The organism is Halosimplex halobium, from assembly GCF_051414055.1.
Classification (GTDB): Archaea; Halobacteriota; Halobacteria; order Halobacteriales; family Haloarculaceae; genus Halosimplex; species Halosimplex halobium.
This window is the reverse complement of sequence record NZ_JBLKNX010000005.1, coordinates 1-15,025: the sequence shown is the minus strand read 5'-3', so window position 1 is coordinate 15,025 and position 15,025 is coordinate 1. Positions and strand designations below refer to the sequence as shown.

General features: G+C 69.3%; 17 protein-coding genes and 2 tRNA genes. 13 read left to right on the top strand and 6 right to left on the bottom strand.

Translation table 11 applies throughout. The features are described from left to right. The first annotated feature begins 7 nt into the window (after positions 1–7). From ACMGFG_RS06630 to ACMGFG_RS06610, 5 genes are all read left to right on the top strand, one after another. Positions 8–91, top strand: a tRNA-Leu gene (locus tag ACMGFG_RS06630). A 229-nt stretch (positions 92–320) separates the two neighbouring features. Next, complete coding sequence (locus ACMGFG_RS06625; RefSeq protein WP_436929553.1) at positions 321–1,034, top strand: TIGR00266 family protein; 714 nt, start codon at positions 321–323, stop codon at positions 1,032–1,034. 175 nt (positions 1,035–1,209) lie between these two features. Beyond that, complete coding sequence (cobT, locus tag ACMGFG_RS06620; RefSeq protein ID WP_436929552.1) at positions 1,210–2,232, top strand: nicotinate mononucleotide-dependent phosphoribosyltransferase CobT; 1,023 nt, start codon at positions 1,210–1,212, stop codon at positions 2,230–2,232. 128 nt (positions 2,233–2,360) lie between these two features. Continuing rightward, positions 2,361–3,167 (top strand): diadenylate cyclase DacZ, encoded by an 807-nt coding sequence (dacZ, locus tag ACMGFG_RS06615; RefSeq protein ID WP_436929551.1) that lies wholly within the window; start codon positions 2,361–2,363, stop codon positions 3,165–3,167. Beyond that, entirely contained in the window at positions 3,167–3,955 is a 789-nt protein-coding gene (locus ACMGFG_RS06610; RefSeq protein WP_436929550.1) for a mechanosensitive ion channel family protein, read from the top strand. The genes dacZ and ACMGFG_RS06610 overlap by 1 nt, the downstream gene beginning before the upstream one ends. 55 nt (positions 3,956–4,010) lie before the next feature. On the opposite strand, the gene ACMGFG_RS06605 is transcribed toward ACMGFG_RS06610, so the two are convergent. The 5 genes from ACMGFG_RS06605 to ACMGFG_RS06585 all read right to left on the bottom strand — a co-directional run bounded on the left by ACMGFG_RS06605 (position 4,011) and on the right by ACMGFG_RS06585 (position 8,737). After that, positions 4,011–4,484 (bottom strand): acyltransferase, encoded by a 474-nt coding sequence (locus ACMGFG_RS06605; RefSeq protein WP_246022978.1) that lies wholly within the window; start codon positions 4,482–4,484, stop codon positions 4,011–4,013. Between the two features lie 192 nt (positions 4,485–4,676). Then, on the bottom strand, positions 4,677–5,972 hold the full coding sequence (locus tag ACMGFG_RS06600; protein ID WP_436929549.1) for a DUF4397 domain-containing protein: 1,296 nt from the start codon (positions 5,970–5,972) through the stop codon (positions 4,677–4,679). Between the two features lie 874 nt (positions 5,973–6,846). Then, positions 6,847–6,917 (bottom strand) — tRNA-Gly (locus ACMGFG_RS06595). Positions 6,918–7,012: 95 nt separating this feature from the next. Beyond that, entirely contained in the window at positions 7,013–7,693 is a 681-nt protein-coding gene (locus tag ACMGFG_RS06590) for a class I SAM-dependent methyltransferase (protein WP_436929548.1), read from the bottom strand. Between the two features lie 9 nt (positions 7,694–7,702). Further along, positions 7,703–8,737, bottom strand: coding sequence for a tyrosine--tRNA ligase (locus ACMGFG_RS06585; RefSeq protein WP_436929547.1), 1,035 nt, complete (start codon positions 8,735–8,737; stop codon positions 7,703–7,705). Positions 8,738–8,904: 167 nt separating this feature from the next. Here ACMGFG_RS06585 and ACMGFG_RS06580 point away from each other — a divergent pair, with 167 nt between their 5' ends. Further along, on the top strand, positions 8,905–10,356 hold the full coding sequence (locus tag ACMGFG_RS06580) for an RAD55 family ATPase (RefSeq protein ID WP_436929546.1): 1,452 nt from the start codon (positions 8,905–8,907) through the stop codon (positions 10,354–10,356). Between the two features lie 18 nt (positions 10,357–10,374). Here the strand turns inward: ACMGFG_RS06580 and ACMGFG_RS06575 are convergent, their stop codons facing one another. Then, a complete protein-coding gene (locus ACMGFG_RS06575; RefSeq protein ID WP_436929545.1) occupies positions 10,375–10,632 on the bottom strand; it encodes an HAH_0734 family protein in 258 nt (85 codons plus the stop codon). 200 nt (positions 10,633–10,832) lie between these two features. Here ACMGFG_RS06575 and ACMGFG_RS06570 point away from each other — a divergent pair, with 200 nt between their 5' ends. The 7 genes from ACMGFG_RS06570 to ACMGFG_RS06540 all read left to right on the top strand — a co-directional run bounded on the left by ACMGFG_RS06570 (position 10,833) and on the right by ACMGFG_RS06540 (position 14,702). Next, entirely contained in the window at positions 10,833–11,555 is a 723-nt protein-coding gene (locus tag ACMGFG_RS06570) for a potassium channel family protein (RefSeq protein ID WP_436929801.1), read from the top strand. Between the two features lie 191 nt (positions 11,556–11,746). Further along, complete coding sequence (locus tag ACMGFG_RS06565; RefSeq protein ID WP_135363005.1) at positions 11,747–12,031, top strand: 50S ribosomal protein L44e; 285 nt, start codon at positions 11,747–11,749, stop codon at positions 12,029–12,031. Positions 12,032–12,033: 2 nt separating this feature from the next. Then, positions 12,034–12,207 (top strand): 30S ribosomal protein S27e, encoded by a 174-nt coding sequence (locus ACMGFG_RS06560; protein ID WP_436910529.1) that lies wholly within the window; start codon positions 12,034–12,036, stop codon positions 12,205–12,207. Next, positions 12,207–13,007, top strand: coding sequence for a translation initiation factor IF-2 subunit alpha (locus ACMGFG_RS06555; protein WP_436929544.1), 801 nt, complete (start codon positions 12,207–12,209; stop codon positions 13,005–13,007). The genes ACMGFG_RS06560 and ACMGFG_RS06555 overlap by 1 nt, the downstream gene beginning before the upstream one ends. A 46-nt stretch (positions 13,008–13,053) precedes the next feature. Further along, positions 13,054–13,236: an RNA-protein complex protein Nop10 gene (locus ACMGFG_RS06550; protein ID WP_436929543.1), complete on the top strand. Its 183-nt coding sequence runs from the start codon at positions 13,054–13,056 to the stop codon at positions 13,234–13,236. 5 nt (positions 13,237–13,241) lie between these two features. Next, on the top strand, positions 13,242–13,997 hold the full coding sequence (locus tag ACMGFG_RS06545) for a proteasome assembly chaperone family protein (RefSeq protein WP_436929542.1): 756 nt from the start codon (positions 13,242–13,244) through the stop codon (positions 13,995–13,997). Between the two features lie 99 nt (positions 13,998–14,096). Next, positions 14,097–14,702 (top strand): J domain-containing protein, encoded by a 606-nt coding sequence (locus ACMGFG_RS06540; protein WP_436929541.1) that lies wholly within the window; start codon positions 14,097–14,099, stop codon positions 14,700–14,702. Positions 14,703–15,025 lie beyond the last annotated feature (323 nt).

The window sequence follows — 15,025 nt, the reverse complement described above, 5'->3', positions numbered from 1 at the left end:
CGACTGGGCGCGGGTAGCCAAGCCAGGAAACGGCGCAGCGCTTAGGACGCTGTCCCGTAGGGGTCCGCCGGTTCGAATCCGGTCCCGCGCAGTTCTGTCGCGAGCCAACGGCGAGCGACGAATGCGCAAGCGGATCTGAATCCTGGAAGGAACGCGCAGCGACCGTCGGGAGCGAGCATTTCTTCCTCCGGTTCGAATCCGGTCCCGCGCACTTCTGCTGCGAACGGTACGCGGACAGGGCACCCGACCGAGCCGACCCTTCGGGCGGCCGGAAGCTGTAGGAAAGTTATAAATAACCGGTGAGCGACATCCCGGGTGAGATGCGTTACACGATCGGCAAGCGTCCCAGCTACGCGGTGCTGGAGCTGGAGCTGGCGGAGGGTGAGGAGATCGAGACGAAACCGGGTGCGATGATGACCCAGTCCGCGGGCATCGACAACGAGACGAACATCGGGGGTGACGACGGCGTGATGGGGATGGCCAAGCGGGCGATGAGCGACGAGCGGGGGCTGATCGAGAACACCTACTACGCGACCGACGACGAGTCGACGGTGACGCTGGTGCCCGACCACCCGGGCGACATCACGGCGATAAACGTCGGCGAGCAGGGGCCGATCCGGTCGCAGTCGGGGTCGCTGCTGGCGTGGGAGCCGCTGGTCGAGCGCTCGACGGAGCTGAACAACACCTCGAACCTCTTCTCGTCGGGCGAGCTGACGGTGCTGGGTATCTCCGGGCAGGGGATGGCCTTCGTCTCCTCGTACGGGTCGATGTACGAGGTCGACGTGACGACGGGCGAGCCGCTGACCGTCGACGAGGACCACCTCGTCGCCTGGACGGAGGGGCTGTCGATGAGTCGCCAGCGCGACGGCAGCATCAAGTCGACGATGCTCGGCGGCGAGGGCTACGTGACGGAGTTCACCGGCGATGGCCACGTCTGGCTGCAGACGCGCAACCCGCTGACGCTGATGGCCGGCGGGACCGCACACGAGGACGACGACGACGCGGGCGGCCCGAGCGTCGACGACTTCATCTGATCGACCCGGTCGCCGGCTCGCGAGGCCCCGGGACCGGCGGCGTTCCGGGTCGGAGTTCGCTGGACCCGCGGGGTTCCGGGGCGGGTTCCGCGGGCAGGCCGTCTCCCGGAGAGCGGTGGCGACGGAGTTAACCCAGCGCCGCCGAACCCGTCGGTATGACCGAACGCAGTGAACCGTGGAGGACGCGATCCGCGGGGAGGACCGGACCGTGCGCGTAGTGCTGGCCGTCGGGACGACGCGGACGGCGGCGATCGACGGGATCAGCGCCGCCGGCGCCGACCCGGACGTGATGGTCCACACGCCGAGCGCCGACGCGGAGATCGTCTGTTACGGCGAGCCGATCCGGGCGCCGGTCGTACCGGTGAGCCCGACGGGGACGCCGACGCCGGCGCTGGTGACGCGGGCGGTGCGTGACCTGGTCGACTTCGACGTGACCGTCGTCGACGCCGGGCTGGCGGAGCCGACGGGCGCGCCGACGGTGACCGTGGGCGCGCGGCCCGGGGGGGACGTTCGCGACGAGGACCCGGTGGCGACGGCCCACGGGGCCTTCGAGGCCGCCCGGCAGTTCGGGCGGGCGCTGCCCGACGACGCCATCTACCTGGGAGAGTCAATCCCCGGCGGGACGACGACGGCGCTGGGCGTCCAGGCGGCGCTGGGCGAGGGGGCCGGCGTCTCCTCCTCGCTCCCGGAGAACCCGGTCGAACAGAAACGCGAGGTCGTCGCGGAGGGGCTGGCCGCGAGCGGACTCGACGAGGGCGACGCGGCGAGGGATCCGAAGGTGGCGATCCGCCGGATGGGCGACCCCGTCCTCGCCGTGGCCGCGGGGACCGCGCTGGGGTGTCTGGAGACCGACACCGCCGTGACGCTGGCCGGCGGGACCCAGCTCACGACCGTGGCGGCGCTGTTGCGCCACGCGGGCGTCGAGCAACCCCTCGAACTGGCGACGACGGCGTTCGTGGCCGAGGACCCGTCGGTCGACATCGACGGGCTGGCCGACGCGCTGGACCTGTCGGTGACGGTCACCGACCCCGGGTTCGAGGCGGGTGACCACCCGGCGTTCGACGGCTACGTCGCCGGCGAGGCCAAGGAGGGCGTCGCGATGGGCGGCGCCCTCGCGCTCGCCCGCGCGACCGGCGTCCCCATGGCCGACGTTCGCGAGCGGGTGCTGGCGCGCTACCGGGCGCTCCCGGACCTATAATAGTGCCGTCATTTCCATGGTTGCGCGGCGGCCGACCGAACCGCAGTTCGGCCGGCACGCAAGACGAGCGCGCGACGCGAGTCAGACGTGCCGAAACCCTTTTTCCTGTCGGATGAGTTGATACGACAATGACCGGGCTGGACGAGTTTCTACAGGAGCTGGTGGCCGACGCGGACGCGGTCTGTCTGTTCTCGCCGGGGAAGTCCCACTACGAGGCCCTGGCGGACGACGGCGACGTGGTCGTCGTCGGGCCGAACAACGACCTGGAGGCCGACGCGTTCGTGGAGCTGCCGCTGGAGTTCGAGGACCTGCGCGAACGGATCCGGTTCGGCGTCGAGGGGGCCGTCGACAAGGGCCACGTCGACGAGGACGCCGAGCTGGTCTGTCTCGCGAAGGTGTTCGGCGAGGACGCCGACACGGTCGCGCGGGTCCGCGCCGACGAGTTCGACAAGTCGGGAGTCTACGACCTGTTCGCCAACTCCCGGGCTGAACCGTCGGTCATCCGGGATGTGCTGGAGGTGGCGGTCGAACTCGGCAAGAAGGGCCAGAAGGGCAAGCCCGTCGGCGCCCTCTTCGTCGTCGGCGACGCCGGGAAGGTGATGAACAAGTCCCGGCCCCTGTCCTACAACCCCTTCGAGAAGTCCCACGTCCACGTCGGCGACCCCATCGTGAACGTGATGCTCAAGGAGTTCTCGCGGCTCGACGGCGCCTTCGTCATCTCCGACTCCGGGAAGATCGTCTCGGCCTACCGCTACCTCGAACCCTCCGCCGAGGGCGTCGACATCCCGAAGGGGCTGGGCGCCCGCCACATGGCCGCCGGCGCGATCACGCGGGACACGAACGCCATCGCCATCGTCCTCTCGGAGAGCGACGGGCTGGTCCGGGCGTTCAAGGCGGGCGAACTCATTCTGGAGCTGGATCCGGAGGCGTACTGATGCAGATCGAGTGGCCCGAGGTCGTCCGGTCGATATTCTCGGAGCGCGGTGCCTTCGCCGTCTCCATCGCCGTCCTGTTCCTGGGCGTTCTCGGCAGCTACCTCGTCTGGCGGTGGACCCGGAAGTTCCTCAAGAGGGCCGGCGTCTCCGACGCCGTCGAGGGGACGCCCTTCGAGCGCACCGCCAGGAGCTTCGGCACCTCGACGGTCGGCATCGTCTCGACGATCGCCGCGATCTTCGTCTACGTCCTCGCGATCGTCCTCGCCGTCAACATCGCCCAGCTGGGCAACCCTGACCTGTTCTGGACGCGACTGGTCGGGTTCCTCCCCAGCCTGTTCGTCGCCGCGTTCGCGCTGATAATCGGCCTCATCGTCGGCGACAAGGCCAAACTCCACGTCAGCGAGCGCCTCCGGAGCGTCAAGCTCCCCGAGGTCAACGTCATCCCGGAGCTCGTCAAGTACAGCATCTTCTACGTCGCGATCCTCATCGCGCTGAGCCAGCTCGGCGTCGAGACGACCGCGCTGGTCGTCCTGCTGGGCGTCTACGCCTTCGCAATCGTCGTCGTCGCCCTCGTGGCGTTCTGGGACCTGCTCCGGTCGGGCGCCGCGGGCACCTACCTCCTGCTGCGCGAACCGTACAGCATCGGCGACCGCGTCCGCATCGACGACAGCGAGGGCATCGTCCAGGAGGTCGACATGTTCACCACGCGCATCGAGAGCGACGGCGAGGAGTACATCGTCCCCAACGGGAAGGTCTTCTCCAGCGGCATCGTGCGCGTCCGCGATTGAGCGAGGGGACCCGGCTGCGCCGGGGCAGGCGCCCCGCGGCCCACTCTCCGGCGCCTCACTCCTCGTCCTGCACGGTCGCCGGGACGCCGGCGACGGTCGCGCCCGGCGGCACGTCCTCGGCGACCAGCGAGTTGGCCGCGACCTGGGCGCCCGCGCCGATCTCGACGCCCGGGAGGACCACCGCGCCGGCACCGACCATCGCCCGCTCCCCGATCACGACCTCCCCGGTCCGGTATTCGTCCTGGAGGAACTCGTGGCAGAGGACCGTCGCGTCGTACCCGACGATTGCGTGGTCCTCGACGGTGATGAGGTCCGGCCAGAACACGTCGGGCGTCGACTCCAGCCCCCACGCGACGCCGGTCCCGACCGTGACGCCGATGCGCCGCAGCAGCCAGTTCTTCAGCCGCATGCTCGGGCAGACCCGACAGGCCAGAATGACGACGTAGTTGACCATCACCCGGAGCGGGTGGCGGGCGTCCGTCCAGTGGAAGATGGAGTTGTACGGCCCGGCGGTCGGGTGGCGGCTCACCCGGTCGTATCGCGGATTCGGGGCGTCGCCCGTCGGCTCAGACTCGCGGCCGCCGCGGGCGCCGTCGCTGTCCGACCCCCCGTCGCTGGCGTCCGCTCGCGTCTCGTCGCTCACGCCAGGCCGTTCGGACGCCGGCGTCTTGAATCTCGTCACATCCGTCGACACTGCCGCGAAAAAATGAGGTCGCGCGAGTCAGGCGCCCGCTTCGGTCGCCGTCGCTGTAGCGGTGCCTGCGGTGTCGGTCGCCGTCTCGGTGCCTGCGGTGTCGGTCGCCGTCCCGGTTCCGTCGTCGGCCGGGGTCTCAGTCGCCGTGCCGTCGGTCGGCGTTTCGGTCGCCGTCCCGTCCTCCGTCGGTGTCTCGGTCGCCGTGCCGTCGTCGGTCGGCGTCTCGGTACCGTCGTCGGTCGGCGTCTCCGTGCCGACGCCGTCCGTCTCGGTGCCGGGCATGTCGGTGGCGGTCCCGTTGTCGGTGGCCATCTCGGGGAGCGAGACGGTCATCGTCGCGTCCTCGACCGGGATGGCGGTGAACGAGGCGCCGGCGGGCGACTCGTCGGGGTTCGCGTAGCCGGCCGCGAACACGGAGTAGGCGGTGCCGCCCTCCACCGAGAGCTCGACGGTGGCGAGCACGTCGCCGGTCTCGTTGTCGCGGATCTCGACCGTGTAGTTACCGGCCGGGACGTTCGTGTAGTCCGTCGCGTTCCCGAACGTGAGGTTCTGTGCGAGGTAGGTCTCGTTCTCCTCCTGCTGGGCCGGCATCAGGTTGTCGACGCCGACGGTGTCGGTCGGCGTGCCGGTCGCGCCCGCCTCCGTCGCGGTCGCCCCTGCCTCGGTGGGCGTCGCGGTCGGCGAGCCCTGGGCGGTGCCCGTCTCGGTGGCCGTGCCGTCGTCGGCCGGTGTCTCAGTCGCCGTACCGTCGTCAGTCGGCGTTTCCGTGCCGTCGTCGGTCGGCGTCTCGGTCTCCTCGGTGTCGGTCGCGGTCTCCTCGGTCTCCGTCCCGGTCGCGGTGTCGGTCTCGGTCTCCTCGGTCGGGCCCTCGGTCACGACGATGTCGACCGCGGGCGCGTCCGGCGAGAGGTGGACGAGGCTGACCGCGGCGGTGTCGTTGTCCGGCTCCCAGGCGTCGTCCTCGAAGAGGACCGGCTGGAACTCGGTCTCGGACCCGGTCGAGAACTCGCCGCTGGCGGCGAGCGTCCCGACCGTCCGCGGTTCGAGCGTCAGGTTGCCATCGAAGAGGACGTTGCTCGGCTGGTCCGCGACCGCGATGGTCGCGTTGTAGGTGCCGCTCTCCAGGGTCAGGTACCCAGTCACGTCACCGAACGCCGCCCCCTCGACGACGGTCTCGTTGTCGATCGTCACGTCCACGGCCGGCGCGTCCGGGGACATGTGGGCGATCCGCAGATACGACGTGTCCTGGGTCTGTGTAGTTGTCTCCTCGTCTTCCTGCGCCGCGAACGAGGACGCCGCCCCGCCCGCCGCGAGCGCGCTCACGACGAGTGTCAGAGCGACGACTCCGACTATCGCTTTCGTGTACCTATCGTAAGTCATGCGACTGAGGGCAAGGCCGAGATACACTTTGTTATCCTCCGCCCACGGACCGTCCCCGAGCCGTAAGCTCGGGCAACCGCGACGGTCGCCGCGATAGGCCACTCCTTGTGTCACTTCGTCCCACGCACGCGCCGTCGCGCCGGACCGCGATGGACACACCGTCCGCGCTCCGGCCGCGGTCTCCGTTCGGTAACGCCGGGTTACCCGATCGTTCCGACCGAGGCCTGCCACCCTCGACGCCACGGAGCGGAGTCGGCGGCGCTTGCGACGCAATCGAACGCCGCAGGGTAGCGGATCCGGGGAAAACGGGGACTCCCATCCCGCTCCTGTCTTCCACGTACGGAATTCGACGCTACGATACGACCGCGCACCACTGTCGCCGGTATCGGCACCTTTCGGCACGACTGGTCCGGGTTCGGCCGCCACCGGCGATGCCCGATGTACTCGCGAGCGCGTACGGCTGGTTAGCCGTAATACACGGAGATACTCTTCTGGCAGTTCTTGCACGTGGCTTTCGTGTCGTAGCCGTCACCGCTGGAGTACACTTTCACTTTCCGTATCGTCGTGCTGGTGGTCGGGACGTTCGCGATCATCTCGTGGCCGCAGTTGGGACACGCTGTGTTTCGAACTGGCATATATACACACTCTCTCCGTTCGGACAAGGCAAGCGAACAGATACACTTGTATCTGTCCGTTACAGCAACTCTGTTCCCGGAGTGACCGGGGAACAGTATCGACTTCCGCCTCGGCCGAACGGTTTCTCGTGGCTATCCGGTTCGGATTCCGAAGAAGGCCGCAACATCGCGGCGCCGTCCTATGCGCCGGCCGGGATTTGAACCCGGGCCATGAGCTTGGAAGGCTCAGGTCCTACCACTAGACCACCGGCGCTCGTTCGATCGCACCCGGCAGTTTCGCGTCACGAACTAAGGGTGTTTCCTTTCAGTCCGGACCGGACCCGGAGAACGCCCCCGGGCTGTCCCCGGTCACTCGGCCCGGGCCACGCCGTAGCAGTTCCCGCTGGACACCTCGAACTCGACCAGTGCCAGCCCGCTGGCCGCCACGTCCGCGCGGAACTCCTCGGGGTCGTAGACGTGGTAGAACCGGTCGACGGCCTCCCCGCCGGGCAGCGTCCACTCGACGGTCGTGTCGAACCCCTCGCTCGCGTCGAAGCGGTCGTGTTCGGTCGACCACGCGCTCACGAGCGCCCGCCCCCCGTCGCTCAGTACCCGCGCCAGCTCGTCCAGGCTCGCCACCCGCCGCTCCCGCGACGGCAGGTGCGGCAGCGTCGCCACGAACACCCCCAGGTCCACGCGGTCGCTCCGGACGGGCAACGACCCCGCGTCGGCCTGTGCGAGGCCACACTCGAAGCCGCGCTCGCGGGCCCGCTCGCCGGCGGTCGCCAGCATCCCGCGGCTCAGGTCGACGCCCACGGCCCGCTCGCAGCGTTCGGCCAGCAACTCCGTGTGGCGCCCGTTGCCACATCCCACGTCCAGCCCGACACGGCCGGATCGGCCGTCGAGGAACGACTCGATCTCCGGCCAGGGGTACTCGCGGGTCTGCGAGAAGTGGTCGGCGATGCGGTCGTACGTCGCGCGGACCGAGTCGGCCGACGGATCGTCCGGCGCCGACGGATCGTCCGGCGCCGACGGCGGTTCCTCGGGCATCGGCTCCGGTCAGTCGTACTTCTCGGGGTAGGCCTCGCGGAGTAGCTCGGGCCGGTCGTTCAGCCGCTCGCGGACGGGCGCGATGACCTCGGAGATGGCCTCGCCGGCGGCGGGCTTGAGGTCGGCCGGGTGCAACTCGCCCGAGAGAAAGTCCTCCTCCAGCGGCTCGTAGGCGTCGTAGGTCAGGTCGCCGCCGTACTCCTCGGGGCGCTCGACGACGAGGCTCTCGCCGCGCTCGTCGAGGACGGGGAACACGAGGTACTCGAGGTACTCCAGCACGCCGTTGTTCTCGCGCTCGCCGGCCGGACAGTAGGCGTCGCCGATCTTCTCGAGGACCTCCTCGCGGGAGTCGGTGAGGTTGATCTTCGACTCCTCGAGCGAGGAGGACATCTTCTCGCCCGTGAGCCCCGACAGCAACGGCGCGAAGACGCAGACCGGCGCCTCGCCGCCGTGGTCGGGGAGGACCTCCCGCGAGAGCATGTAGATGCCGCGCTGGTCGATGCCGCCGTAGGCCACGTCGGCGTCGAGCGCGTCCACGTCGAGCGTCTGCATGAGCGGGTAGAGCAGGCCGCCCAGCTTGGGCGAGTCGGACTCGCGGACGACCTCGCTGCCGGCCCGCTGGGCGCGGGAGATGGTGGTCTCGGCGGCCATCCGAAGGAGTTCGAGCGTGTACTCCTCGTCGAGCTCGAAGTCGCTGCCGCGGACGAACGAGATCCGGTCGGCGTCGGCGCCGGCGGCATCGATCATCGCCTCGATGGTCGCCTCGTAGTAGGCCGAGCGGGCGTCGAGCAGGTCGAACGGGCTCTTGTTGTCGTCGAGGTGGGCGTGGAGGTCGGCGATCAGGACGGTCACGTCCATGCCGGCGCCGAGGAAGTCGGCGAGCTTGCGCATCGTGGTGAAGTGGCCGATGTGCATCTCGCCGGTGGGGGCGTAGCCGATGTACACCGACGGCCGCCCCTCGTCGAACAGCGCCTCCAGTTCCGATTCCTCGACGACCTCCGCCGTGTTGCGGGTCGCGAGTTCGAGTCGCTCGGCCGTGTCCATACCGAGTGGTCGCTCCGGCCGACAGTAAAGCGTTTCTTTCGGGTGTGACGGGCTATCACCGCCCCGATACGTTTTTGTCCCCCTTCGGACCCGGCAACACCACGGACGCTCCCCGTACCTCACTACTCTGCCAAATTGATTTACCGAACGAATCCCACTAGTGAACGATGGGTCTCTCGACCGGGTGCGAACGGCTGGACGAACTGCTCGGCGGCGGCGTCCCGGACAGGCGGAGCCTCCTCGTGTCCGGGCCGCCGGGGACCGGCAAGACGACCCTGGGCATGCAGTTCCTCCAGGCGGGACTCGACGACGGCGAGGACTGCCTGTTCGTCAGCACCGAGCAGACGATCGACGAGCTCGCGGACACGTTCGAGCCGTACCCGTTCGACCTCGAAGCCGAGGGGCTGACCGTGATCACCGTCCACTGCGAGCCGGGGGACACGATGGAGCGGGACGACGACCTGGTCGTCCGCACGCTGGAGGGCGGCGACCGCGCCGTCACCGAGTGGTTCGACCTCCCGTTCACCCGGGAGAACGTCGTCCACTACCTCTCGGAGTACGGCCCCCGCGACCGGATCCTGCTGGACAGCCTCTCGGGGCTGCGGCCGATCGCCGCCGACGAGATCTCCTTCTGGCGCTCGACGTACGACCTGATCCGGCTGTTCTCGGACACGTTCGACGCCACGTCCCTGCTGACCGCCGAGGACAGGAACACCGGCGACAGCGTCGCCAGCGAGCTGCTGCGGTACGCGACCCACGGGGTGGTCGAGCTGTCGTGGGACGAGCGGGCCAACCAGCGCCACCGCTTCCTGCGCGTCGAGAAGCTCCGCGGCCGCGACCACGACACGCGGCGGCACAAACTCGTCTTCGGGGAGTCGGGCGTGACCGTCCAGCCGACACAGCGCACGCCGCCGAGCGCGCTCCTGGCCCACGACCACCTCTCGACCGGCGTCGACGCGCTCGACGACCTGCTCGGCGGTGGCCTCGTCCGCGGTGGGTTCACCCTCCTGTCACACGACGGGACGACCGGCTACTACACGATCAACACGCGGATGCTGGCCAGCGCCCTCGACGCGGGGATGGCCGTGGCCGTCGCGCTCCCGGCGGCGGTCTCGCTCTCGCAACTGGACCGCTACTGGACCGACGCCGACTGGACCGTCGCGGACCTGCTCGACGACGACCGGCTGTTCGTCCTCGAACTCGTCGAGAGCAACGGCTGCGACCACCGGAACGTCCTCTCGTACGACGACGAGCAACGCGACTGGGACCGGCTGATGGAACTGTCCTACGAGCGCAGCGGCGACCGCCCGCTGTTCGCGCTCGTCGACACCGAACCGCTGCTGGAGCGGGTGTCGCGCGAGCGCGTCCGGGCGGTCCGCTACCGCGCCGCGGCCCGCTACACCGAAGAGGACGACGTGGTCGTCTACACGATCAACCCAGCCGTCCAGGACACCGCGCTCGTCGAGTTCCTCGTCGACACGAGCAACCAGACGATCCGGATCGAACGGGGCGACGACGGCATCGAGTGGCTCACGCTACGCAAGTCGCCGACGGGCTCGCCCGGGACGAGCAAGGTGGTGGCCTACGACGAGACCCCGCCGTACGTCGACCTGGTGTAACCGCGGAAAAGGGGCGGCTCAGGCGCTTGCCTTCTCGACGAGCTCGACGGCCTCGGCGTCGACGGCCTCGGTGTCGAGGAAGTTGGGGATGTAGTCCCGGCGCTGGTAGGTCTCGCGTTCGTCCTCGGTGCCGACGGTACACCACAGCTGGGGCTCGTCGGGGCCGTGCCACTCGCCCTGGCGGGCGACGCCGAAGACGACCAGCTCCTCGCCGTCGACGGAAATGACGGCGTCCTTCCGGAATCCGGGGTCCCCGTGGACGATGAGCTTCTTCATGCCTGCCGATTCGACGGAGGCGTACTTAGTGACTTCGAAGCCCGCCGCCCCCAGCGCCCCCTGTCTGTCCGGTTTCCCGCCGTCCTCGGGCGGCGAAAGGATCCGGAGGTGTGAAAGGGGACATTATGTGTTAAGCGGTAACGTATATCAGTTCCTGCGAACGCGGGAGTCCCGTGGCGAGCGAGTACGTCCGAGCGCTGATGAGTCGCCCGCTGGCGCGCCGCGTCGGCCGCCCGGTCGCCGCGTTCGCGGCGCTGGTGGTCGCGGGCGTGACCGGGTTCGGCGCCCTCGCGGGTGTTGGTGCCGTCGAGGCGCTGTTCTGGCTGCTCGACCCGACGAGCATCGAGATATTCATCGCGTCCCACGACGCGCCGGCGCGGTCGCTGCGGGCGTTCGCGCTCGTCGTCGAGTCGGGCCTGATCCTCTCGGGGCTGTGGATCGGCGAGACGGTCGTCTCGGCGGCGTTCGGCGGACAGATAGGAACGGAACTCAGACGGATGCAGGTCGAACGAACCATCGAGGAGACGGGACAGCACGTCGTCGTCTGCGGGTACGGCACCTTCGGCAAGACCGTCGCACGACGACTGAACGAGCGGGACCGGCCGGTCGTTGTGGTCGAGTCGGGAGAGAGCCAGTACGAGCGCGCCCTGGAGGACGGGCTGCTGGCGGTCCAGGGCGACGCCCGCCGCGAGGAGTTGCTCGTCGAGGCCGGCGCCGAACGGGCCGCCGCGGTCGTCGGCGCCGTCGACGACGCGAACGTCAACATCCAGGTCGCTATCACAGCCGGCGAGATCGCGCCCGAGGCGCGGGTCGTCGTCCGCGCGGGCGACGAGATGTACGAACCGGTCGCCCGCCGCGCGGGCGCCGACGAGGTGATCGTCCCCGAGGTCGTCAGCGGCGAACAGGTGACGACCACGCTGTAGGGACGACGACGCTTGGGGAGGCGACGCCTGTGGACGACGCGGGACCCGAGCCCGAGACCGCACGAACCCGGCGTGTGCGCCGCGATCCCAGGGGACAGCCGGGTCGAGTCGGCGGTTTCGGTCGCCGCGACCGGTGCGAACCAAACGGGTTTTAAGCGGGGATGTCCAAGTCGACCGCAAGGTCGATATCTATGGAGATGCCACGCCGATTTAACACGTACTGTCCGCACTGCGACGAGCACAACGAACACGAGGTCGAGCGCGTTCGGAGCGGTCGCACCTCGGGGATGACGAAGGTCAACGGGCGCCAGGCCGAGCGGACGCGCTCGGGCTACGGGAACGCGGGCAAGTTCTCGAAGGTCCCGTCCGGCGGGAAGCCGACCCAGAAGACGGACCTCAAGTACCGCTGCTCCGACTGCGGCAAGGCCCACCTCCGCGAGGGATGGCGCGCCGGGCGACTCGACCTCCAGGACTAACGATGGCAGGAAACTTCTTCAGCGTCGCGTGTCCGGACTGTGAGAACGAACAGATCGTGTTCGGCAAGGCCGCGACCGAGGTCGCCTGCGAGGTCTGCGGGCACACGCTCGCGCGACCGACCGGCGGCAAGGCGGCCATCGAGGGCGAGGTCCTAGAGACCGTCGAGGCACGATAATGAAATACAGCGGCTGGCCCGACCCCGGTGAACTCGTGGTCGGACGCGTCGACGAGATCGAGGACTTCGGCGTCTTCGTCGACCTCCAGGAGTACGAGGACAAGCGCGGCCTCTGTCACATCAGCGAGGTCGCCTCCGGGTGGATCAAGAACGTCCGCGACCACGTCTCTGAGGGGCAGACGGTCGTCGCGAAGGTGCTCGACGTCGATCAGGGGTCCCAGCAGATCGACCTCTCGATCAAGGACGTCAACGACCACCAGCGCAAGGACAAGATCCAGGAGTGGAAGAACGAGCAGAAGGCCGACAACTGGATGCTGCTGGCGTTCGGCGAGGACATCGACGACGAGAGCTACGCCGCCATCGCCAACGAGCTGCTCGCCGAGTTCGGCTCGATGTACGAGGGCTTCGAGCAGGCCGCCATCCACGGCGAGGAGGCCCTCGAGGACACGGATCTGGACGACGAGGAGGTCGAAGCCATCGTCGAGACCGCCCGGGAGAACGTCTCGGTACCCTACGTCAACGTCACCGGCTACGTCACGCTGGAGTGTCCCAGCGGCGACGGCGTCGACGTGATCAAGGAGGCCCTGCAGGCCGCCGAGGGCAACGGGTCGATTCCCGAGGAGGTCCAGCTCGAGGTCACCTACGTCGGCTCGCCGGAGTACCGCATCCAGGTGCAGGCGCCCGACTACAAGACCGCCGAGTCCCACCTCGAGGAGAGCGCCGACCGTGCCGTCGCCGTCGTCGGCGACCACGGCGGCTCCGGCCGCTACCACCGCGAACGCGAAGAAGAGACGGAGTGACCGTCCCCTCGCGGCCCGCCGCCACGGCGGCCCGCCACCACTTCTCATGAAATCCGACATCCTCGTCTGTTCGGCCTGGCGGGCGGAGCACGAGCGGCCGCGCTACACGCTCTCGGAGACCTGTCCGGACTGCGGTGCGGAGGCGGTCAACTCCGCGCCCGCGCCCTTCTCGCCGGAGGATAACTACGGCGAGTATCGACGCGCACTTAAGGAGCGGCGCCGGGACTAGCGCGCATGGACGAATTCGAACGCGAGTCGCTGGGCGAGGTCGACCTCGACGACCCCGTACTGGTCGAGGGGCTACCGGGCGTGGGGCACGTCGGCAAGCTCGCCGCCGAACACCTCCTCGAAGAGCTGGACAGCGAGCTCGTCGAGCGGGTCCACTCGACGCACTTCCCGCCGCAGGTCAGCGTCGACGAGGGGCGCACGCAACTGGCCGGCGCGGAGTTCCACGGCGTCCGCCCCGAGGACGGGCAGGACATGCTCGTGCTCACCGGCGACCACCAGGCCCAGGACAACACCGGTCACTACGGCCTGACCGACACCTTCCTCGACGTGGCCGACGACCACGGCGTCGCCCGCGTGTTCGCGCTGGGCGGCGTCCCGACGGGCGAACTCATCGAGGAGTACTCCGTGCTCGGCGCCGCGACGGCCGACGCGGTCGTCGACGACCTCGAAGACGTGGGCGTGGAGTTCCGCGAGGACGAGCCCGCTGGCGGCATCGTCGGCGTCAGCGGCCTGTTGCTGGGCCTCGGCGAACGCAGGGGCTTCGAGGCCGCCTGCCTGATGGGCGAGACCAGCGGCTACCTCGTCGACCCCAAGAGCGCACAGGCCGTCCTCGAAGTGCTTCAGGAGGTCGTCGACTTCGACGTCGACTACGCCTCCCTGGAGGAGCGGGCCGACGAGATGGAGGAGGTCGTCCGCAAGATCCAGGAGATGGACCAGGGGACGCCCGCGGCCTCCGACGAGGACCTGCGCTACATCGGCTGATCGGTCACCTTCCCCTCGACGGTCGGTCCGTCGACCGTCCGCTCCGACTCCCGACCCGCCGGCGAGACTTTGATAGTCGAGCGACGCCAACGCTCGCGCGTGGTACACGACGCGGTGTTCGGGTTGCCCCACTGGCTCGTCGTCGGCCTCGGTCTCGGCGTCGCGAGTAGCGTCCTCGCCGCAGTCCTGTTCGTCGCCGCCGACCGGCTCTATCCCTCCCCGCGGGCCCACCGGCGCCGCGACGACGGCGAACACCGTCGCCGCGGCGAACTCCGGGACTACCTCGACGCGATCGGCGAGTCCTACGCCGAGGACCACTTCGTCGAGGGCCAGCATATCGCCTTCTACCTCCCCGAGCGCGACGTGGCGATCACTTTCGACGCCCACGCCTACTACCGCATCGACCGCTCGCCGACCCACCCGGTCCTCGTCGAACACGAGATGCCCGGCGTCCACCTCGGCGACCGGCTCCCCTTCGAGGTGCCCGACGTGGACTTCGGGCCCGAGGAGGCCGACGGCGAGCACCGCGACCCCGCCACGGCCGCGTTCGAGGAACTCGGCGTGTCGGCCTCCGCCAGCCTGGACGAGGTGAAAGCCGCCTACCGGCGGAAGGTCAAGGAGGTCCACCCCGACCAGGGCGGCGACGAGGACGAGTTCAAGCGCGTCCGCGAGGCCTACACGACCGCGAAACGCCACGCCGGGTAGCCGCGACGCGTCTCGCCCCCGACGAGGGACACGGTTTTCATCCGGAGCGGGACACGCGACACATCTGGACGAGTGAGACACCGCTCGCCGTCGAGCGGTGGCTACCGAGTTCGCTACCGCCCGCAGAAAGTGTGAAACGGGGGTCGGAAACCGCGTCGCGTCGGGGACGGGCGTCGTCAGGCGGACGACTCGCCGGACTCGTCGTCTTCGTCGTCGTCGACGTCCTCGAAGTCGGCGTCGACGTACTCCTCGCCCTGGCCGCCGGCCGCGCCGCCGGCGCCTGCAGCGCCGCCCGGACCGGCGCCGCCCATGCCGCCGGCGCC

Coding starts and splice junctions, on each gene's coding strand:
- ACMGFG_RS06625 (WP_436929553.1), top strand. CDS start 321: ATGCGTTACACGATCGGCAAGCGTCCCAGCTACGCGGTGCTGGAGCTG.
- ACMGFG_RS06565 (WP_135363005.1), top strand. CDS start 11,747: ATGGAGATGCCACGCCGATTTAACACGTACTGTCCGCACTGCGACGAG.
- ACMGFG_RS06545 (WP_436929542.1), top strand. CDS start 13,242: ATGGACGAATTCGAACGCGAGTCGCTGGGCGAGGTCGACCTCGACGAC.
- ACMGFG_RS06585 (WP_436929547.1), bottom strand. CDS start 8,737: ATGGACACGGCCGAGCGACTCGAACTCGCGACCCGCAACACGGCGGAG.
- ACMGFG_RS06570 (WP_436929801.1), top strand. CDS start 10,833: ATGAGTCGCCCGCTGGCGCGCCGCGTCGGCCGCCCGGTCGCCGCGTTC.
- ACMGFG_RS06590 (WP_436929548.1), bottom strand. CDS start 7,693: ATGCCCGAGGAACCGCCGTCGGCGCCGGACGATCCGTCGGCGCCGGAC.
- ACMGFG_RS06610 (WP_436929550.1), top strand. CDS start 3,167: ATGCAGATCGAGTGGCCCGAGGTCGTCCGGTCGATATTCTCGGAGCGC.
- dacZ (WP_436929551.1), top strand. CDS start 2,361: ATGACCGGGCTGGACGAGTTTCTACAGGAGCTGGTGGCCGACGCGGAC.
- ACMGFG_RS06560 (WP_436910529.1), top strand. CDS start 12,034: ATGGCAGGAAACTTCTTCAGCGTCGCGTGTCCGGACTGTGAGAACGAA.
- ACMGFG_RS06555 (WP_436929544.1), top strand. CDS start 12,207: ATGAAATACAGCGGCTGGCCCGACCCCGGTGAACTCGTGGTCGGACGC.
- ACMGFG_RS06580 (WP_436929546.1), top strand. CDS start 8,905: ATGGGTCTCTCGACCGGGTGCGAACGGCTGGACGAACTGCTCGGCGGC.
- ACMGFG_RS06550 (WP_436929543.1), top strand. CDS start 13,054: ATGAAATCCGACATCCTCGTCTGTTCGGCCTGGCGGGCGGAGCACGAG.
- ACMGFG_RS06575 (WP_436929545.1), bottom strand. CDS start 10,632: ATGAAGAAGCTCATCGTCCACGGGGACCCCGGATTCCGGAAGGACGCC.